Source organism: Alcaligenes sp. MMA, from assembly GCF_020907215.1.
GTDB classification, from domain to species: Bacteria; Pseudomonadota; Gammaproteobacteria; order Burkholderiales; family Burkholderiaceae_B; genus Alcaligenes; species Alcaligenes aquatilis.
The window spans coordinates 1,603,704-1,622,619 of record NZ_JAJJPP010000001.1 but is presented as its reverse complement, the minus strand read 5'-3'; the positions used below and the strand labels follow the sequence as shown (position 1 = coordinate 1,622,619).

The window sequence follows — 18,916 nt, the reverse complement described above, 5'->3', positions numbered from 1 at the left end:
AGGTGCTCATGTTCGAAGTGGCCCACGGGGCCAAATTACGCAAAATAAGTTTGGCTCCCTCTGCAAATGAGAGGGAATGTAACGCTGAAACTCGGATAGGTTACCGAGTTTGTCTCTCACTGTGCAATTTTTTGTATGGATTGAACAAAAACATTCATAACTAGAGCAATGTTCCGGTCAATAGCAGTGCAGCGACGGAGAAATAAATGACCAAACCGAGCACGTCCACCAAAGTGGCCACCAACGGTGCCGAGGCACTGGCCGGGTCAAAACCGACGCGTTGCAAAATGAAGGGCAGCATAGAGCCGATGCAGGATCCGAAGGTGACAATCCCGACCAAGGCCATCCAGATCGTCAAACCGATCAGTAAGGAATGTTCGCCGTAGTCGTATAGCCCCAGGTGCTGCCAGACTTCAATACGAACAAAGCCAATCGCCCCCAGCATGGTGCCCAGTACCAGGCCCACCGGCAGTTCGCGTAGTAACACACGCCACCAGTCCTGTACCCGGACTTCGCCCAGGGCCAGACCGCGAATCAGCAGGGACGTGGCCTGCGAGCCGGAGTTACCGCCCGAGCTCATGATCAAGGGAATGAACATGGCCAGGACCACAGCTTTTTCCAGTTGTATCTCGTAATACTGCATGGCACTGGCAGTCAGCATTTCACCCAAAAACAGAATGGCCAGCCATCCTCCACGCTTGCGGATCATGGTGCTAAAGCCGGCCTGCAAATAAGGTTTGCCAATATGTTCGGCCCCCCCGAAGCGGTTCATGTCCTCCGCGGCTTCGTCCATGAGGGCGTCAATGACGTCGTCCACCGTCACAATGCCGATGATGGCCTGGGTCTCGTCCACGACCGGGATGGCCAGAAAGTCGTGACGGCGTATCAGTTGGGCAACGGCTTCTTTATCGGTCAGCGCCTGCACGGCGATAGGACTGTCGCCACTCCACAGTTCAGTCAAGGCGGCTTGCGGGTCGGCGCACACCAGTTTGCGCAAGGGCACGACAAATTGCAGTTGTTGTTTGTCGTTAACGACATAGATGGCGTAGACCGTCTCGCGAGTGCTTTCTACTTCGCGGATATGCTGCAGGGTCTGGGCGACGTTCCAGCTCATGGGTACTTGTAGAAACTCGGTGGTCATGATGCCGCCGGCGGTATCGGCCGGATAGTGCATCAGTCGCATGATGGAGGTGCGGGTAGCTTGGCTCAGGCGGCTCAGAATCTGCTCTTGGTCCTCGTGGTCCAGATCCTGTAGCAAGTCGGCCATACGGTCTTCGGCCAGTGTTTCCAGCACCGGCAGGCGCTCGGGGCTGCTTAGCTCCAACACAATGGCACTGGCCCAACGCAGCTCCGGTATCTCCAGCAAGGCTTGTAAGCGCTGGTTATCCAGCTCTTGGGCTGCTTGCAGGGCCGGGCGCCGTTCCAGCTCGTTCAGGGCCAGAGCAATGTCGGCAACAGGGGTCTGAGGGCCTAGTAAATCAGTTGAGGGGGGCAGGGACATGCAGTACTCCAGTGGACGCGCAAGTACAGAAAATGGTCTGGCGTGGGAAACGTCAGGCAAGTATTTTTTTGGGGGAAGGGCTGATGGAAGGGGTGAAGTATGTCTGTGAATCGATCCATGATTTACCCATAGAACCGCTCAGTGCTATACCAAGCAGACAATCAGCGTGGTGAAGAATATCGCCATCGTAGGGAGGTCTGCGCGGGAAGTCAAAATGATTGCGATGAGGTGCGGATAAATGATTTGTGCGGTTAAGGTGGCGTTTGCGCCCATGCATCGAACTTGAGATGGCTCAGAGGGTGCTATAGTGCCCGCTTTGCCGCGTTGGCGGCGACTCGACCCAGGCGGGCCCAGGCCCACTACACGATCAGGAACAACCATGAGCAATGCGATTAATTTTGACCAAGGCAACTACCGCTTCATTCCGACCGGCGTGACCCGCTTTTCGGGCGGGGTGGCCGCTCAGCCCGGTTACGAGATCTGCCGGGTCGTGTTTTCGGCTCCCGTGCCACTGAAAGAAGGCTTTGACCTGATTCAAGCCGTGCTGGAAGCGGAAGAGCGTCCTTTGACGGCCTTGTGCGCTTGCGAGCTGCGCTCCCCCGAGCCAGTCAGCGACAGCGACTTCAACAAATTCAATGAGCTGTACCTGGAAACGCTGAAAGAGTGGGGCCTGATCAAAGGCAAACACAATCCGGTCGCGCGCAGCAATGTGTCGCCTTTGGTCGGTGCGCCTGCCGAGCCTAGCTTTTACGCTTTCAGCTATACGGTGGAAACCGATATTGAAGAAGCCACCTTTGTGATTGCGGGCAGTTGCGAAGTGCCCGAAACCCCCGATGACGATATTGAAAGCATTGTGGCTTATCGGGATGTATCGCCTGACGGCCTACTTAAGAAAGCCCAATGGGTCCTGGATGAAATGGAGCGTCGTCTGGAAGTGCTGGGCCATGAGTGGGCCGATACCACGGCCACCCATGCTTACACCGTGCATAATGTGCACCCCTTTATGGCCAGTGAGTTGGCCAGGCGCGGGGCGATTAGCCATGGTCTGGGCTGGCATCTGGCTCGTCCTCCCGTGAAGGATCTGGAGTATGAAATGGATTGCCGTCGTATCTTGAACGAGCGTGTGCTGACCATTGATTAATTGATTCACCCTTAAAAAAACAGGCCCACGCTTGCGTGGGCCTGTTTTTTTTATGCTTGGCTATACGCCGCTTCAGACGCAGAGCGTTGATAGCGACGGCGTACGATCAAGCCCCATACCAACCCCAGGGTGGCCGATGCCAGGGAGCCGCAGAGTACGCCCAACTTGGCTGCATCCAGCAAAACAGGCTCGGCAAAGGCCAGGTTTGCGACAAAGATGGACATGGTAAAGCCGATACCAGCCAGCAAACCGATCAAGGCGACACCGGACCAACTCATGCCAGCCGGCAGGGTGCACAGGCCCAGGCGAACGGGTAGCCAGGTGCCTAGCAAGACCCCCAACGGTTTACCCACAATCAAGGCAATAGCCACGCCAAACAGGGCACTTTGCGCGCCGGCGGCATTCAGGTCCAGACCATTGAGGCTGACCCCGGCATTGGCCAGGGCAAACACAGGCATGATGATAAATGCCACCCATGGGTGCAGCAACGCGGGAATGCGCTGGACCGGAGGCAGGATTTCACGCTGGGCTAACTGCATTTTTTGCAGGGTATACATGATTTCATGGGTATCGTGCTGGCTTTCCAGCTTGGTGGCCAGCTCCAGATTCAGGTGTCGTGCCTTGCGTGGCAGGGGCAGGGCACGTACCGGGCTCATCATGCCCAGGACCACACCGGCCAAGGTCGGGTGAGCACCGGTTTTGAGCATGCCAAACCATAGAATGGCGCCGGGAACGACGTAGGCCCAAGCCGAACCGATGCCCATTTTTTGCAGACCCAGAACAGCCACAATGCCAACACCGGCAATTAGAAAGGCGCTGTAGTCCAGTCCGCCAGAGTAAAAGAAGGCGATGATTAGGATGGCAATCAGGTCATCAATAATGGCCAGTGCCAGCAAAAATATCCGCAAGCTGGGGGGCAGGGAACGGCCCAGCAACGCCAATACGCCAACGGCAAACGCAATATCGGTAGCCGTAGGAATGGCCCAGCCCATCAACACTTTTGGATCGGGGTTCATGGCCGCATAGATCAGCGCGGGCAGGGTAATGGCAGCCAGGGCGGCACAGATAGGCAGCATGGCCGAGCGCCAATCAGACAGGGCCCCGTCATGGATCTCGCGACGAATCTCCATCCCGACAACCAGGAAAAACAGGGTCATCAAAATGTCGTTGACCCAAAAATGCAGATCTTGCGAGAAACGCCATGGGCCCAGCTCCAAAGTCACTTGTGTGTGCCAGAGGGCTGAATAGCTATCGGAAAATGAGGAGTTGGCCCAGATCAAAGCCACGGTAGCGGCTAGCAATAAGACAACCCCGCCCAGGGCTTCGATATGCAAAAGCCGCTGTAATTGCGCTTGAAGCTGGCGGGTTACGACATGGGCACGCGGTAAGGGCGTACCGGAGGAGGGGTGGGACATGGTCGGCAAATCTCCACAAGGCGGCCCGACCTTGCGTATATGTTTAACCTGCCCTGCTGCACCATGCCAGCAAAACACCCTGCGCAATTATAGGGAGGGAGTTTCTTTAAGGCAAACGTCAGCTTGAGGCAGTGTCAGGAGTGATATGCAGGGGAATAGTGACTGGGCCATCGTTGGTCAGACTCAATTGCATATCGGCACCAAACACGCCGCACTGTGTATCAGGAAGGCGGGTGCGGGCCATGGACACCAGTTCATCAAACAGGGGTTGGCTAAGGGCAGGGGGCGCCGCACGGCTGAAACCGGGGCGATTACCCTTGCGCGTGTCTGCAGCCAAGGTAAATTGGCTGACCAGCAAAAGCTGGCCACCCGCTTGCAACAGGTTCAGATTCATCTTGCCCTGTTGATCGGAAAAAATGCGCAGGGCTAATAGCTTGTCCAGCAAACGTCTGGCTTGCTCGCTGGTATCACCGTGTTCAGCACAGACCAGCACGGCCATGCCAGCCCCAATCTTTGCAACGGGTTGGTTTTCAATATCGACTTGGGCCTGACGTACCCGTTGAATCAAGGCAATCATAGATAGTTCACGAAGATCAGTGGCCGACAGCTTTGGAGAACAGATTCACAATCAGTACGCCCACCACAATAAAGGCGATACCGATCATAGCGGCCAAATCCAGTTTCTGCTTGAAAAGCACCCAGCCGATCAGCGAAATCAGCACAATGCCTACACCACTCCAGATGGCATACGCCACGCCAACAGGCATGACGCGCAGGCTAAGCGACAAAAAATAAAACGCGCCTGCATAAAACAGCACAGTCAATACGCTGGGTACGACAAGGGTGAACTGCTCAGAGCGTTGCAACAAGCTGGTGGCAATGATCTCGAAGATAATCGCGACGAATAAATGCAGGTAGGCCAGGCTTACAGGAGTCATGGGAAATTAAGGTTGAAAACTGAACCAGCCAGGCAGCAGCAGGACGCTGGCCCATAAAGCGGCTGAAGCCCAGGAGGAGATATGAAAGCTGACGGGTGACATGGCGCAGGTGCCCGCAATTAATGGAACCGTCGAGCGCAAAGGGCCCACAAAACGACAGGCTACGATACTGAACCACCCCCAGCGAGCAAAAAACGCTTGTGCTTTTGCATACAGGTGCAAACGCTTGCGCGCCCATTCGAAATGGAACAGATTACCGCCGTAGCGCTGGCCCAGATAAAAGGAGATGGCATTGCCGATGCCTGCGCCCAGAGTGACGGCCAGCCAGACGGGCAGCAAATCCATTTCGCCAGCGCCAACCAGCGCACCGACAGATAAAAGGATAGCGGTACCTGGAATGATGAGTGCCAAAAAGGGCAGAGACTCAACCAGGCACAACGCAAATACGGCAGGCGCAACCCATTGAGGGTGCGCGCTGATCAGCGCTGTGGCTTGTTCGGCAAAATTGCTTAAAGTACTTAGCATATCAACCAGAAGGAAGGGACAGTCATGGCTTGTCCTTTAGTTCAGGGGGAAACTCAGAATCAGGCGGTCTTTGTGCTGCAAACCGTCCTCAAACAGCGCTTCGTCGTAATGGTGCAGGAAGTAATCGGGTTCAATCGCTACAATCCGAAAACCGGCGCGTTGATAGAAAAACAGCGGGTAGCCTATTGTGCCGGTGCCGACAAACAAGGTCTGTCCACCTTGTTGGCGCACATAATCAATCACGGCTGACAGCAGCGTGTGACCCAGTCCCTGACCTTGATGCGAGGGCAAAACAGCCATGTTCATCAGTTCCCAGTCCTGGGCATTGTTGCGCTGCAAAATCGCTGCGGCCACAATGTGTTGCTGATCCCGGATGCACCAGGCGTGCGGCGTGTCCCTGTAGCGTTCAATCAGGCTTGTGCTGGGGTCAGCCTCCAGGAGTAAAGCCATGGGTAGGCTGGAACCATGAATCTGTTGCACTTGTTCCGGCTTACTGGGCTGGCTCATGAAAAATCCCCGTCCACGTAAAACCACTGGCCTTGCTCAAGGACAAAACGGCTGATTTCATGCAGACGATTGGCCCGGCCATGCAAACGGTTGCGTGCCACAAACTCTACAATCGCCTCTGTGTCGGAAACACGCTCATGGCGTCGCACGTCCAGGCCCAGCCATTGCAAACCCTGTGGATTGGGTTCCAGTGAATGGGGGCGGGTGGAGCAATGCCAAGTGGCCAGAAGGTAGTCCAGATCGTCGCGTACAAACGCGCAGTAGCGTGAACGCATCAAGGTGACGGCATCGGGAGCTTGCAGGTATTGGGGGCCTTGATGCCACGGGCCGCAACAGGCTTCGTAGGGGTTGGAATTGCCACAGGGGCAGGAAGGTTTTGAAGAGGAATACTTTTTCAAGAGCGTAACTGCCAAGACCAAAGAATGGCACAAGCATACCTGAAAGCCGGTATTGGCTTATGGCCCCCCGCGACGAAAAGTAACTTTTTCAAGGCGGTGACTTCTCATGCCTGGGGTGTTCGAGCTAGTACGAGTACTGAAGCTGTGTAATTGGGATTTCTGACTGCCGAAAAGTTCCTGCTTGCCTTTGTGGTGGCGACGTTGCGATTGTCCAAGTCTTGCTGCTCGCCCAGGTGTGCACCATAAAAAACCCGCCCGCAAAAGCGGACGGGTCACAGGCATGCTCTTGGCTACGTCGAACTGGCTTATTTAGCCGCGTCGATACGCTGTTGCATGCGCTGGGCGCGCTCTTTGGAGCCGGGGTGCGAACTCATCACGCTGCTCTCGCCGCCGTCCAAGGCTGCCAATTTTTCAAAGGCAGAGACCAGGCCTTGCGTCTTGAGCTTGCGCTCGGTCAGCAGGTCAAAGGAGTAGTCATCAGCAGCGGACTCTTGCGATTGCGAGAACTGAGCATTCAGGAATGCTTCGGACAGCTCGCCCAATTGGCTGGAGTTCAACTGAGTCACCACACTGTTACCAGTCGCGGCGGCCGCATCACGAGCGGCGGACAGACCGTAGGCGGTTTGCATGGCTTTCTTGCTGTGGCCCAGCTCAACATGACCCATTTCGTGACCGATCACGCCGCGCAACTCGTCGTCGTTCATCTTGTCCATCAGGCCGGCGTAAACACGGATACAACCGTTAGCCATGGCCCAGGCGTTGACTTCCTGAGTCTGGTAAACCTTGAAGTTTGGTGTTTGGCCGTTCAACTGTTTCGTCAATGGTTTCACGACACGTTGCAGGCGTTTGTTGTACTTGCTGTTGGCGCTGGCCACTTTGTTTTCAGCGTCCATCTGCTTGCAGGATTGATCAGACAAAGCGACCACTTCCTGATCAGACAAGCTGAAAGCCTGAACAGCCTTGCTGCCAGCACCCACCAAGCCACCCACATCCATAGTCTGACAGCCTGCTGTCAGGCCAGCGACGGCCAACATGGCAGCCAACGCACCCATACGAAAAGTCATGGATTTCCCCTTCTACTTATAAAAAAAGAAGCGATTTTAATGATTCGACAGTGAAGGGTCTGTATATCAAACAATATTTAACAATTATTGCTGCCGCCCTTGCACGCAGATAAGAGGTGTAGGCGAGCACGATAAGCGAGGTTAAAGCGTTTTAATCCAAGATGATATTTATGCTGGAATGCTTGCCGTGGGCCGCCCAGAAGATAAGTCCCATTCGGAGGTAAACGCTAATGTAATGATTAGGTACCAGTGTTACTATTTACTTCACAAAACGCGAGGGAGACAAGGAAATGAGTAAGAAAATCATGGTGTTGCTGGGAACACTGGTACTGGCGGGGTGCGCGGCTCACACCCAGGGCGAACGTGGTCCGGGCGCCCAAATGACACAGAGCTGTGCACCGATAGATGAGTCAGGCGTTGCCGCTTTGTTTGAACGTTGGAACCAGTCTCTACAAACTGGCAAGCCTGACGTTGTTGCTAAGAACTATGCAGAGCGTTCGATTCTGTTGCCCACACTGTCTGGAGTAAACCGCGTTAGCACGGCAGAAAAAGTAGACTACTTTGAACATTTTCTGGCCGCCAAACCGCAAGGCAAGGTAACGGACAGACAAATCACCCTGGGCTGCAATATGGCCGTGGACTCGGGCCTGTACACGTTTCATATGGGCAGCAGCGGTAAAGACGTAGGCGCGCGTTATACCTATACGTATCAGTGGAACGGCCAGGACTGGCTCATCGTCAGCCACCACTCCTCACTTTCGCCTGTTGAGAAATAAGCGCTTTTCAAGCCTGGGTGACGTGCTCAAATAGCACCAAACCCAGGTTTTAAGCTTGCTGCTGGCTGGACGCTAAACGGCAGAGAACAAGCAAGTTCGGCATTATCATTATTTGTGTAGGCCGACGCTGGCAAGGGGAATGGGATGGTGCCCCCCCCGTGAGTCGAACACGGCACCAACGGATTATGAGTCCGCTGCTCTAACCAAGCATGAGCTAGAGGGGCAACAAGTCCGCAATTATTACATAAAGTCCGTGTTTATGCCTAGCGAAGCTGCGCGCAACGCAAGAGATGGGGGCGTCTGGGAAGCCAACCGTATTTGCTCGCGATTGGTAGCACCTTGTTGTTTATCCTTGGAGGACAATGGGTGCGTCTGAAATCCAGAGAATAATGATGAAAACACTGTTTTTAGCCCTGACCCTGACATCCATTCTTTCTGCCTGTGCTGTTCATACCCCCAGAGGTTCTGTCATTGTGGATCCAGATGGGCACGGCGGATATGGTCAGCGCCACTGTCCACCCGGCCAGGCGAAAAAAGGCAATTGCTAAGCAAGCACTTCAGTCGGCATTTTTATTTGCGTTGATAGCGCTTGCTACCTGTGCTGGTTTCGCAATAGCGGCCCCCACGCGGGCCCGTGCAATAGGTGCCACTGGCACATGTGCAAGCGCTGTTTGACAGCAGCGTTTGTGGAGCCGATGGCGAACTTCGTCCTGTTGTACCGATGTACGCGGGGCAAGATCGTTTACTGCCGCTGGCAGAACCATCACGGCATACAAAAACCTCCCCCTCGCAATGGGAGATACCGCCTTTTTTGCCTGAACAGGGGGTATTTCGTGCCTGTGTATCGAGAGGTAGCAGTGCCATGATCAGGCACAGGAACAAGCATTTCATTTTTGTCTCACGCGCCAGGGACGAGCTTGAACCCCCGATGGTTTTGCCATAGAAAGAGCGTTGAAAATACATTTCTTTTTGTGCTCTGCTGTAATAGCTATTTTATTTTGGATGATGTCATGCGAATCGTAATGCTTTTCCCCGCTTTATTATTAGCCGCTTGTCAAACGATGGCGCCCACTGAGGCAGTTGGCAGCCAAGCATGGTTGGAACAGGTGGATCGCCAATTGGCTGTTTCAGATGGCCAAGGCCATGGTCCTGATTATGGCTCGCAGGAGTGGTGCAACGTGGTCCATTTTCGTTTGTACGGGAAAGCTTCTGTAGAGCCCGTACCTTGCGACCAGGCCTGGATGGAGAAGGTCGATCAGGAAATGAAAAAGCGTTAGGCCGCGCCACGCCGGGTAGGCCGCGCAGTCAGTGGCTTATGACCGGCGATAGTATTTCCGGTGTTCCACCATGGTGCCGATAATTTCAATGGCATGCTGGTCGCTGCGAATGGACGGGTAGTCTTCGTTCAGCGGCACCAGTTCAAAGATTTCTTGCCCGCCTTCATCAATGCACAGGAGGCGGTATTTCTTGAAAGTGGCTTCTTCTTCACTATTTTTGGCGACGACATAATCCCCGGGGCGGGGCGTGAGCTCGCAATCAACAATAATTCGGTCGCCTTCCTTGAAGTCCGGCAACATGGAATCGCCCTTGATCTGCAGGGCAAAAGAGCGCTCGGACAGGCACAGATCTGTCAGCAGATACTCTACCTCTTCAAACGTGAAGTTCTGGCCCGGGTCTCGAAAGACACCTGCCTGCACATAGTTGAGCAGGGGAATGCGCCGCTCGCCCATCATGGCGTTTTGCACGTTGGAGTCAAAATCACGCTTGGCACCATAGCCATAGCCTTGTTGATCCAGGCTATGTGCTTCCAGACCCACTTCTTTTTCTATGGCGCGCGCCACTCGTTCGCCAATGCTGCGCCCGCCGTTGTAGGTGGATGACAGGTACTGGGCCAACTGGGCCCGTGTGCGCCCAATAGAGCGCGCAAAGTCAGCCGCGTTGCCGTGAGCGCGGTCTTCAATTAGGCGTTGCAGGTTTCTGCGGCGAATCGAGTAAATATCCATGTTCAACATTAAAACAAGAAAAAACTAAACATAGGTTTAGATATTTCTTTTCTTTGCGTTTAGAACTATCTATACTCAACACATGAACGCTAAACACATCATCGAAGAAATGGGCGGTCGCCGAGCCGTACTGCGTATCACAGGCTTGAGCAAAGGCCGCATATCTCAATGGGAGAAGGCCGGTGTCATTCCTCGCGTTTGGCAACTGGTGTTCCATCACATGAACCCGGTGGTGCCTGCCCCAGCACCCAAAGAAAGTTCTAGAAATATCTAAGCATTCAAGATGGGGTTGGCTTGTAAGCCGAACCTGACAGATCGGCTGTGTCATGGGGTGACACAGTTCTTGTGCCCTTGGGGCATTGCCTATTAATCGGATGTTCTTGGCCTGTTGGGGTCAGGGGTCCTGCTGCGCGCCACATGTTTGCAAACAGATCTCAGGCGTGTGGCATTTCATTCCGGGATGCCATGAAAAAACATATTGAAAGCCACTGGCCGCAGGCGATGGAGTCGCCGCCCAAGCAGCTTGTGTCAGAACCAATCGCTGTACAGCCTTTGCCGTTGCTCAGGCAGGTCGTGCCGAAGGGCCAAGCCCTTGTCCGACTGGCTTATCGCCCGGGCATGCCGTCTTGTCACCCAGCCCGACAGAAACTGGGAGTGCAGCCTGTGTGGGCTTGGGCACAGCAGAACGTAAAACAGGATGGAGCGTGCCGATGAGCAATATGCCGTGGTTTCGTGCCTACACCGAGATGGTGGATGACGAGAAGTTGCGTCTACTGGCTTTTGAGGACAGATGGCACTACGTCGCCTTGCTGTGTCTGAAGGGGCAGGGCGTGCTCGACAGTGGGGACACCCTGATGCTGCGCAAGGTGGCCGTCAAGCTGGGTCTGGACCTGCGCACCTTGGATGATGTCGTGCGTCGTTTAAGCGAAGTGGGCTTGATCGACCCAGAGACTTTGCAGCCCTTGGCGTGGGACAAGCGTCAGATGAAATCTGACAGCAGCGCAGAGCGCGTGGCGCGCTTTCGGGCCAGAAAAAAGCAGGAACAGGACGGTAAGGAGGGCAGTAGCGCGCCCGTAACGTTACCGAAACGGCCAAGTAACGCGCTAGATAAAGAGACAGATAAAGAAGGAGAGACAGATACAGAAAAAGATAAAGAAAAAACAAATGCGCGGCGCAAGGCTCCGGCGCTGGAGTTCTCTGCCTGGCCTGCTGAGCCCAGTGCAGAAGTGGTCGCGGATTATCTGCGTCATCGTCGCGAGATCAAAGCTCCCTTGACGCAAACTGCCTTGAATCGCCTGGGCGCCGAGGCCCACCGGGCGTTGGAGATGGGTTACAGCGTCGATGACTTTCTGGCCGAGTGCATGTTGCGTGGCTGGCGTGGGGGCAAGGCCAGTTGGCTGGAAGGGCGTAATGAGTCCCGTGCAGGGCAAGCATCGGGTTTTGACCCCCTGGCCTATGTGAACCGTCATCGGCAACGCGAGGAGATAGACGATGTCATCGATGTCTGATTTTTCTAACCCCTGGCTGCTGCGTCACACCAAGCTGGAAGGCATCAGCCTGATGGACCATTTGTACAACCGGCTCAATGGCATTTATCCCAACAAATTCCGCTCCAACTTCCGCGACAAGCAAGCCATTGAAGACTGGAAGCAAGCCTGGGCCGAGGCCTTTGATGAAGAGGGCGTCTCGCCCACGGATGTGGCACTGGGCATCAAGAATTGTCGCCGCATGTTCGATTGGCCACCCAGCTTGCCGGAGTTCTTGCGGGCCTGCCGTCCTCAACTGGAACCAGAGACTGCCTTTTTTCAGGCCGTGCGTGGCATGCAGGCACGGGTGCGAGGAGAAATGGGCGAGTGGTCGCACCCGGCGATCTATTACGCGGCAATCAGTATCGGGCAGTTTGATTTGCTGAATCAGGCTTACACGCAGCTGGAGCAGCGTTGGCACAAAGTTCTGGGCGATCAACTGGCCAAAGGGCAATGGCCAGAAATCCCGTCGCCCCGATTGGCTTTGTCTTCACCACAAGACAGAGAGCAAGGCCGTCGGGAAGGGCAGCGACGCGTACGCGATCTGGCCCAGGTCATTTCAGGCGACAACAACAAGGACCCGCGAGTCTGGGCGAACAGGATCCTGGCGCACCCCCAAGAGCGTTCTCTGGCGGTGCTGAAAATGGCTAAAGCCGCCTTGGGCAAGGAGTGAGTTATGGATCTGACAACACCGCTTCATCAAAAAGTGCGTAGGCCTATCACCGGAACACCGGCCCATCGCTACAAGGAGCTACGGGTTTTGCAGCAGCGCGGCCAGATCAGGCAATTGGTACAGCAACCATCCTGGAGTCTGGTGCCACGGTTTTTCAGCCACCTGATGCCTGCCAGCAGGATTTGCTACATCGCGGACTTTGCCTACACGGATAACAGGAGCGGCCGTCGCATTGTGGAGGTAGGCCGCCATACACACAGTCTGTTTCAAGGTATCAAACGTGTCTTGCTGACCTGGATGCACGGCATCACCGTCCAGCGTGCCTGAAGGAGGAGTACACATGACAATCAAAGCAGAAAACAAACAGGGCCTAAGCGGCGATGATCTGCTCTGGAACTGGGCCCGCTGGTGCTGGTCTGGGCAGACCGTGGGCAATATGGAGCGCTACGTTCCCTGGCAAGAGGACTTTCGGCCCATACACCAGGACCATGCTCTGGCGGTGGATGCTTTGTACCAGCGCCTGCCGCACTATCAAGCCATGGTCATACAGGCCGAGTACCCACGCAAGAATGCCCAGTATGGCCATCTGACCGCCAGCGAACGTCAGGCCACAGCCCGTTTGTGGATCAAAAAGGTGACTGGTGCGGTCCTTCGGGATGAAGACTACCGCCGCCATTTGATGGATTTCAGAATCACAGTCGAGAAGGAGATTTTGCGGTGAAGTATGCAGCCGAAGTCATAGACCTGTTAGCGGCCTATCCGGGACGAGAGTTCCGCATGATTCAGATTGTGCGGCATGTCAGCAAAGGCATGGATCTGTCCACTGCACAACGCAACGCCATGCGCGAAGGCGTTAAGCGCGTGCTGGTGCAACTGCAGGATTCAGGCCAGGTGGACAAGATCAAAGAGGGTGAAACCTCCGCCTTTTACGCCTGGCGTTGCAGTCTGCAACATGGTCCGCTATGAATCTGCAAGCGCAATTGCAATAATGGGCGTGCAAAGTTGCGTCCAATGCAAACGAAACAACCCCGAGCAAGAAATTGCGGCGGGGTTTTTTTATGCCTGGTCACAGCAACCTATAGTCGTCGATTCGCCATCGGGAAGATGGCCAGGACCGTTCAGGAGAACTACACAAGATGAACTTTGAACAGATCAGTAACGCCATTATTGATCGAATGGCGGCATTGACCGGGATTGCTCAGGAGTGCATCGAGTACCCCAATGCTCACGCGGCCTTTATCCCGCCGGATACGGGTGTCTGGTGCCGTTTGCTGATCAAGAATACCGACTCGGAAATGTCGGGCATGGGTGCGAAACCCTACACCCGCAAATCCGGCGAGATTCTGATCGAGTGCTTTGATCGTTTGGGTCAGGGGCGTCAGGAACTGGATCGCCTGAGCGATGCCCTGGATGAACACTTTTCCTTTTGGTCTGAGGGGGCGTTGGAATGCCTGGGCCTAAGCCAGGTCGATGTAGCGGCGGATGACCCGCAAAAACGGCCACAACGAGAAGAGTTCTACCAGATCAACCTGACCGTCCCGTTCCGGGCTGGTTAATTTTTTACCTGTTTTTTGTGCCGACCTCGCGTCGGTTTTTTTTTGCCTGCATACAGGAGAGATGCATTATGAGTTCTGGCGCTAAAGTTACTAGCTACCTGGTTAAAGAAACCGTTCCCGGTGTGACTCCCGGTTCGGGCTGGCAGACGCTGCGCGTCACCGGCAACACACTGACTCCTACCCTGAACAAAGAGGAGTCCGAAGAAATCACCGATTCGCGCATTGGTCAGGGTTCGATCGTGACCAGTATTGATATTGGTGGTGACATCACGGGCGAACTGTCCTACGGCACTTTTGACGAGCTGCTGGCGGCCGCCTTCTACGGCGAGTGGAAAGAAAACAAGCTGAGCGTGGGCGAGACCCGCAGCACCTTCAGCGTGGCCAAAGCCTATCGTGACGTGGATGTCTACGCTCTGTTCAAGGGTGCACATGTCAGCACCTTTGCTCTGGAAGTGCCCGAGGAAGGCAAAGCCACCGTGACCTTCACGATGTCTTGCCTGGATTACGAAGACAAGGAAACTCCCTTTGCCACCGATCCGGCTGAACCCAGCCAAACCCCTTTCATGTCCTCGATCAGCGTGGGCGATGTGAAGGCCAATGGTGTGTCTCTGGCTGGCCAGGCTTGCGTGTCGGGCCTGACCCTGAACATTGACAACCAACTGCAGACCCAACGCTGCTTTGGTGCCGAGCGTTTGGGCCCCGGCGCCCTGATCGAGACCGCAGCCGCCATCACCGGCACGGTGACTCTGGCTTGGTCTCAGAAGGCGTGGGAGCTGTGGAAGAATCAGTTCAAACGCACCCCGATCGCCATTTCCTTCCCGATCACCGACACCCTGGGCAACAAATACGAGATCGATCTGCCCGCCATTGAAGTTGATGGTGATCTGCCTAACGGTGCCAAGGGCGACATTCTGAAAGTGGAGCTGAACTTCACCGTGGCCAAGCAAACCCCCGTGCTGACTCGTAGCCCAGTTGCTGCGCCTGCACCTTAAGGAGCGATGGCATGGCTTTGAAGATTAATCGCCTGGAATCGGTTCTGAGTCAGGAGCGGTGGGAGGATTACACCGATGACGTGTCCTTCAAACTGACCCGACTGGATACCGAGGCCTATCAAATTGCTCTGGAGCGAGTGCGACGTTTGATTGCCCGTGAAGATGCGGGCCAATCCCTGAGTTCCATTCAGGTGTCCGAGAGTGATGTCCGTGAGCATGACATTCAATGTCAATTGCTGGGTCGTTACATTATTCGGGATTGGAAAGGTCAGATTCAGGACGAGACCGGTCGTCAGGTTCCTTATTCGCCAGAGAATGCGGCGGCTTTGCTGTCTGGCGATAGCGATCTTTTTACCTGGGTTCTGTTGCACGCGGCTCAGTTGGCTAAAGAGGCTCAAGAGGAGGTCAAGGAAACAGTGGAAAAGTCCTCGCCCGGTTCCAGTGGGAAAAAGAGTGGGCCGGGCCAAGCCAAAAGCGCAAGCTGATCTATGCGGAGCTGGGGACAGCCGTGCCGTCAGAGGCTCCCTCTGATCCGATTACTGACCACATCATCATGACTTATCACGCGGCCAGCCGTTGTCGATCTGTCGTGATGGGGATGAGTGGTGTCTTTCCCTTGCCATTGAGTACGGCCGATATTTCGGCCGTGGTCGGTGCTTACGGGACACCCTTGTCTCGTGCCGAGCTGGATGCTGCGGTATTGGCGATTGATGGCATGGAGCGTCAGAAGTCCTAAGTTTGGCTTGTTATCTGGGCAGTCGAGCGGCTTGTGTAAGGCTGCTCGACTGCCCGATGTTCTGTTCAGGCGATGAGGAGAACAAGAACGAGTGATTGCTTCACATAGCTAGTGTTGATGGCCCCGCCTGGGTTGGCGGGGCCTTTTTGTAGGCGAGAGATGCAGCGCAGACAAGCCTATTTTCTATAGTCATGGAACCCAAAAATATGAAACAGCAGATCGCGGATCTGGAAAAGGCAATGAAGGCGCTTGATAAAGCGGGCCTGCGTCTTTCAGTGACGACTGTCAAAGCTGGCAACGCACTTGCTGATGCAGGGAACCAGTTTGCCCTGGCTGGGAAAAAGGCCAAAGCCAGTGCGCAAGCTATTGATCAGTTTATTCAGGCTTTGGATAAGGCCCTGCCCAAACGCCCTGTGGCGTCTCAGCCACCCATTGTGGTGGTGAATACAGTTGCCCCCCCTGTAGCAGCTCTTAGCCGACCTGTGAATGCACCCTCTACGGCTCCTGCTCCTGCTCCAGCCAGCACAGCGCCCAAGAAGGCTTCTTCTGGCAGCTCCAGCAAGAGTGATGAGGACAAAGGATGGAATGCAGGTCGTAAGGCGGCGATTGCCAAATACATCGAGGCAGCCTCTGATATGGCGACTCCGATGGAAAGCATTATGACCAATGCCTTTAGCAATCTGGAAAAAGGCCTGTTTGACTTCGTCAAGACAGGCAAATTCAACTGGAATGCCTTACTGGTTGGTGTAGCGGATGAGGCGCTGCGCATGTTGATCAAGGCCGGTATTGGAGCCGTGCTGGAGACGATCAGCGGGCCGAAGAAAAAAGAAGATGATGCTGCCGCCAAAGCCACCAAAGCAGTTAGGGATAAAGCGGAGCAGATACCTGCTGCAGCAGCGCAGGACTGTGTGCCTTGTTGCTGCACCGGTGGAAGCCCTCTTGCTCCGATGCCGGATCCAGGTACGAATTTGTATGGCTTGCGTTTACCTGGCCTGACCCGGTTTGCGAATCCGAATGAAGACATAAATGCCCCCATGTTCGGCACCCGTTTGCCGGGCTATGGCAGCTATCCAGCCATGTCAGGAACCCCGACTCCCGGGTTTGGTACGTATTCCAATATGTTTGGTTCGCGCCTGCCCGGGTTTGGGGCAGACCCTTTCTCTTTGGATGGGCATGTGCCTGGTTTTGGGGGGATGGGTGGCCCCGGTCCGACCTACGGCGGAAGTGGCTCATTCTTTGGACCACAGCCGGGGGCTTCACTTGGAGGTGGTGGGTCTTCGGATGCTGCGGGTACCTCTTTCTTTACCGATGAGCTGCGCAAGTTTTCGGAGACGGCAATTGATGTGTCCGCGCTGACGCAGCAAGTGTTTGAGACCGCTTTTGAGAATATTGAACAAACCCTGTTCAATTTTGTGAAAACAGGTGAGCTGGATCTACGTGGCCTGTTTGTCGGGATTAGCGATGAGGTCTTGAAGATGTTGATCAAGATCGGTGTACGAATGGCGGTCAATGCGATGTTGGGTGAAACCATAGGTGCAACAACTACCGCGACCAGCACCGCTCAAGCCGCCACTATTGCGGGGGCTTGGAGTGCGCCAGCCAGTTTGGTTTCTTTGGCTACTCAAGGTGCTAATGCTGTCCCGGCATCTTTAGGAATAGCAAATACGTTTGCTTTGACGAATCTTATGGGTGTTGCTCATAAAGGTATCGATCGTGTGCCGTATGAGGGAACCTGGTTGCTGGATAAAGGTGAGCGTGTGTTGAGCGCCCGTCAGAACTCGGATCTGACGGATTACCTGCAGGACGCCGGTAGTGACTCAGGACAGGCCGGGGCCCAAGGATTCCAGATCAATGTGGCAGTCAATATGTCGCAAGGCGATGGCCAGACGCAGGTGGATGGCGACGATATGCAGGGCCGGCAGTTGGGGACGCTGATTGCTGCTCAAGTGCAGCAGACTTTGTCGCGTGAAATGCGACAAGGCGGCTTGTTATGGAATCAACGCAATGGATATTCACGATGATGGAAACATTTATTTGGCTGCCTGAGCAAAAGGCAATTTCTGAAGAGGTTCAGTACCGTGTGCTCTCCGCTCGTTTTGGCGACGGGTATGAGCAAAGCGCAGGTGCTGGTCTGAACCCGCGACGGTCTGGCTGGTCTTTGATGTTTGTTGGTACCGAGGAGAAGATGAAGCCTATTCAGGAGTTCCTGGACCGCCATGGTGAGGGGCGCGCTTTTCTTTGGACTCCACCAGGTTGGAGTGAGGCTATGGTGGCGCAGTGTCGCGGTTATACCAAAAATCATAGAGGTGGCCCTGTTTGGCAACTGTCACTCAGTTTTGAACAAGGATTTCGACCATGAGCATAACGGCAGATATTCAAAAACTGGAACCAGGTGCCATTGTTGAAGTGTTTGAGCTGGATGCGGAGGAAATCGGTGCTGGTACCTTACGTTTTCATGGCTATCCGCAAGAAACTCCGGTTTGGTGGCAGGGAGAGCGCTACGAGCCCTGGGCCATTCAAGCCAGCGGTTTTCAACGTACGGGAGAGGGGCGTCAGCCAACGCCCAGTATTCAGGTAGGCAATATTGGTGTGGATGAGAATGGTAAGAAAATCCCGGGTGTGATTTCTGCTATGTGTCGCTTGTATGGTGACTTGGTCGGTACACGATTTATCCGCCACCGTACCCTGGTCAAGTATCTGGATGCGGCCAACTTCCCTGAAGGTAACCCGACCGCAGACCCGACTCAGGCGTTCCCGCTGGAGGTCTGGTTGATTGAGCAGCGTGTTGCCAGCAATGCTCAGTTTGTGGAGTTTGAGCTATCCAGTCCTTTGGACTTTCAGGGGCAGCAATTGCCAGGGCGCCAAATCATGACGTATTGCTCCTGGACGCGTGTGGGCGGCTACCGTGGCCCGTATTGTGGCTATACCGGTTCGGCCATGTTCGACAAGAATGATCAACCCGTACAGGATCCGGCCCTGGATCGTTGCCCCGGTTTTGTACGCAGTTGCCAGTTGCGCTGGGCCAGTGTCCAGAATTGTCGGCCAGAGCAAGCCGAGATCTCTTTTGGTGGTGAACCCGCTGCTGACCGAGTGCGATAAGGATGAGCTTGGCCCGTCGTACTTGTCCTCTGTTAAGCAATAGTTGGCTGCTAGAGGGTGGGTACT

Annotated in this window: 25 protein-coding genes and 1 tRNA gene; 16 read left to right on the top strand and 10 right to left on the bottom strand. The window is 54.8% G+C overall.

Annotated features, from left to right (window positions below; all coding sequences use genetic code 11):
* Nucleotides 1-160 precede the first annotated feature (160 nt).
* A complete protein-coding gene (gene mgtE, locus LNA76_RS07440; protein ID WP_094196248.1) occupies nt 161-1,501 on the bottom strand; it encodes a magnesium transporter in 1,341 nt (446 codons plus the stop codon).
* A gap of 379 nt (nt 1,502-1,880) precedes the next feature.
* Between mgtE and cnbZ the strand changes: the two genes are divergently transcribed.
* Nucleotides 1,881-2,642 carry a 2-amino-5-chloromuconate deaminase CnbZ gene (gene cnbZ, locus LNA76_RS07435; protein ID WP_094196249.1) on the top strand — a complete coding sequence of 254 codons (762 nt, stop codon included), beginning with the start codon at nt 1,881-1,883 and terminating at the stop codon, nt 2,640-2,642.
* Nucleotides 2,643-2,692: 50 nt separating this feature from the next.
* On the opposite strand, the gene nhaA is transcribed toward cnbZ, so the two are convergent.
* The 7 genes from nhaA to LNA76_RS07400 all read right to left on the bottom strand — a co-directional run bounded on the left by nhaA (nt 2,693) and on the right by LNA76_RS07400 (nt 7,489).
* Nucleotides 2,693-4,057, bottom strand: a complete 1,365-nt coding sequence (gene nhaA, locus LNA76_RS07430; protein ID WP_230018639.1) for a Na+/H+ antiporter NhaA — start codon at nt 4,055-4,057, stop codon at nt 2,693-2,695.
* 118 nt (nt 4,058-4,175) lie between these two features.
* Complete coding sequence (gene dtd, locus LNA76_RS07425; RefSeq protein WP_230018638.1) at nt 4,176-4,634, bottom strand: D-aminoacyl-tRNA deacylase; 459 nt, start codon at nt 4,632-4,634, stop codon at nt 4,176-4,178.
* A gap of 16 nt (nt 4,635-4,650) precedes the next feature.
* On the bottom strand, nt 4,651-4,995 hold the full coding sequence (locus LNA76_RS07420; protein WP_094196252.1) for a DMT family transporter: 345 nt from the start codon (nt 4,993-4,995) through the stop codon (nt 4,651-4,653).
* Nucleotides 4,996-5,001: 6 nt separating this feature from the next.
* Complete coding sequence (locus LNA76_RS07415; protein WP_108727256.1) at nt 5,002-5,520, bottom strand: DedA family protein; 519 nt, start codon at nt 5,518-5,520, stop codon at nt 5,002-5,004.
* Nucleotides 5,521-5,556: 36 nt separating this feature from the next.
* Nucleotides 5,557-6,027, bottom strand: a complete 471-nt coding sequence (locus LNA76_RS07410) for a GNAT family N-acetyltransferase (protein ID WP_108727257.1) — start codon at nt 6,025-6,027, stop codon at nt 5,557-5,559.
* On the bottom strand, nt 6,024-6,425 hold the full coding sequence (locus LNA76_RS07405; RefSeq protein WP_108727258.1) for a YchJ family protein: 402 nt from the start codon (nt 6,423-6,425) through the stop codon (nt 6,024-6,026). Before LNA76_RS07405 ends, LNA76_RS07410 begins: the two co-directional genes overlap by 4 nt.
* Before the next feature lie 305 nt (nt 6,426-6,730).
* Complete coding sequence (locus LNA76_RS07400; protein ID WP_108727259.1) at nt 6,731-7,489, bottom strand: M48 family metallopeptidase; 759 nt, start codon at nt 7,487-7,489, stop codon at nt 6,731-6,733.
* Nucleotides 7,490-7,779: 290 nt separating this feature from the next.
* Here LNA76_RS07400 and LNA76_RS07395 point away from each other — a divergent pair, with 290 nt between their 5' ends.
* Nucleotides 7,780-8,265 (top strand): DUF4440 domain-containing protein, encoded by a 486-nt coding sequence (locus LNA76_RS07395; RefSeq protein ID WP_230018637.1) that lies wholly within the window; start codon nt 7,780-7,782, stop codon nt 8,263-8,265.
* 145 nt (nt 8,266-8,410) lie between these two features.
* On the opposite strand, the gene LNA76_RS07390 is transcribed toward LNA76_RS07395, so the two are convergent.
* A tRNA-Ile gene (locus LNA76_RS07390) sits at nt 8,411-8,489 on the bottom strand.
* A 786-nt stretch (nt 8,490-9,275) separates the two neighbouring features.
* On the opposite strand from LNA76_RS07390, the gene LNA76_RS07385 reads away from it, so the two are divergent.
* On the top strand, nt 9,276-9,542 hold the full coding sequence (locus LNA76_RS07385; RefSeq protein ID WP_108727262.1) for a hypothetical protein: 267 nt from the start codon (nt 9,276-9,278) through the stop codon (nt 9,540-9,542).
* 36 nt (nt 9,543-9,578) lie between these two features.
* Here the strand turns inward: LNA76_RS07385 and LNA76_RS07380 are convergent, their stop codons facing one another.
* Nucleotides 9,579-10,268: a LexA family protein gene (locus LNA76_RS07380; protein WP_199827875.1), complete on the bottom strand. Its 690-nt coding sequence runs from the start codon at nt 10,266-10,268 to the stop codon at nt 9,579-9,581.
* Nucleotides 10,269-10,350: 82 nt separating this feature from the next.
* On the opposite strand from LNA76_RS07380, the gene LNA76_RS07375 reads away from it, so the two are divergent.
* From LNA76_RS07375 to LNA76_RS07315, 13 genes are all read left to right on the top strand, one after another.
* Nucleotides 10,351-10,542 carry a hypothetical protein gene (locus LNA76_RS07375; protein WP_094196318.1) on the top strand — a complete coding sequence of 64 codons (192 nt, stop codon included), beginning with the start codon at nt 10,351-10,353 and terminating at the stop codon, nt 10,540-10,542.
* Nucleotides 10,543-10,978: 436 nt separating this feature from the next.
* Entirely contained in the window at nt 10,979-11,776 is a 798-nt protein-coding gene (locus tag LNA76_RS07370; protein ID WP_094196319.1) for a hypothetical protein, read from the top strand.
* Entirely contained in the window at nt 11,760-12,467 is a 708-nt protein-coding gene (locus LNA76_RS07365; RefSeq protein ID WP_108727265.1) for a replication protein P, read from the top strand. The genes LNA76_RS07370 and LNA76_RS07365 overlap by 17 nt, the downstream gene beginning before the upstream one ends.
* A gap of 3 nt (nt 12,468-12,470) precedes the next feature.
* The gene (locus LNA76_RS07360; protein ID WP_230018636.1) at nt 12,471-12,794 is read left to right on the top strand and encodes a DUF1064 domain-containing protein; all 324 of its coding nucleotides are present in this window, start codon (nt 12,471-12,473) and stop codon (nt 12,792-12,794) included.
* A 13-nt stretch (nt 12,795-12,807) separates the two neighbouring features.
* Nucleotides 12,808-13,188: a hypothetical protein gene (locus tag LNA76_RS07355; RefSeq protein ID WP_086061031.1), complete on the top strand. Its 381-nt coding sequence runs from the start codon at nt 12,808-12,810 to the stop codon at nt 13,186-13,188.
* Nucleotides 13,185-13,433, top strand: coding sequence for a hypothetical protein (locus LNA76_RS07350; RefSeq protein ID WP_094196322.1), 249 nt, complete (start codon nt 13,185-13,187; stop codon nt 13,431-13,433). The genes LNA76_RS07355 and LNA76_RS07350 overlap by 4 nt, the downstream gene beginning before the upstream one ends.
* A gap of 170 nt (nt 13,434-13,603) precedes the next feature.
* Nucleotides 13,604-14,023, top strand: a complete 420-nt coding sequence (locus tag LNA76_RS07345; RefSeq protein WP_230018634.1) for a phage tail terminator-like protein — start codon at nt 13,604-13,606, stop codon at nt 14,021-14,023.
* 68 nt (nt 14,024-14,091) lie between these two features.
* Nucleotides 14,092-15,015 carry a phage tail tube protein gene (locus tag LNA76_RS07340; RefSeq protein ID WP_123048962.1) on the top strand — a complete coding sequence of 308 codons (924 nt, stop codon included), beginning with the start codon at nt 14,092-14,094 and terminating at the stop codon, nt 15,013-15,015.
* Nucleotides 15,016-15,026: 11 nt separating this feature from the next.
* Nucleotides 15,027-15,500, top strand: a complete 474-nt coding sequence (locus LNA76_RS07335; protein ID WP_094196325.1) for a hypothetical protein — start codon at nt 15,027-15,029, stop codon at nt 15,498-15,500.
* Nucleotides 15,501-15,568: 68 nt separating this feature from the next.
* Nucleotides 15,569-15,751, top strand: coding sequence for a hypothetical protein (locus LNA76_RS07330; protein WP_159063908.1), 183 nt, complete (start codon nt 15,569-15,571; stop codon nt 15,749-15,751).
* A gap of 206 nt (nt 15,752-15,957) precedes the next feature.
* Nucleotides 15,958-17,772 (top strand): phage tail tape measure C-terminal domain-containing protein, encoded by a 1,815-nt coding sequence (locus LNA76_RS07325; RefSeq protein WP_230018633.1) that lies wholly within the window; start codon nt 15,958-15,960, stop codon nt 17,770-17,772.
* Entirely contained in the window at nt 17,769-18,110 is a 342-nt protein-coding gene (locus LNA76_RS07320) for a phage tail protein (RefSeq protein WP_230018632.1), read from the top strand. Before LNA76_RS07325 ends, LNA76_RS07320 begins: the two co-directional genes overlap by 4 nt.
* Nucleotides 18,107-18,850 carry a phage minor tail protein L gene (locus LNA76_RS07315; RefSeq protein ID WP_094196328.1) on the top strand — a complete coding sequence of 248 codons (744 nt, stop codon included), beginning with the start codon at nt 18,107-18,109 and terminating at the stop codon, nt 18,848-18,850. Before LNA76_RS07320 ends, LNA76_RS07315 begins: the two co-directional genes overlap by 4 nt.
* The last annotated feature ends 66 nt before the right edge of the window (nt 18,851-18,916 follow it).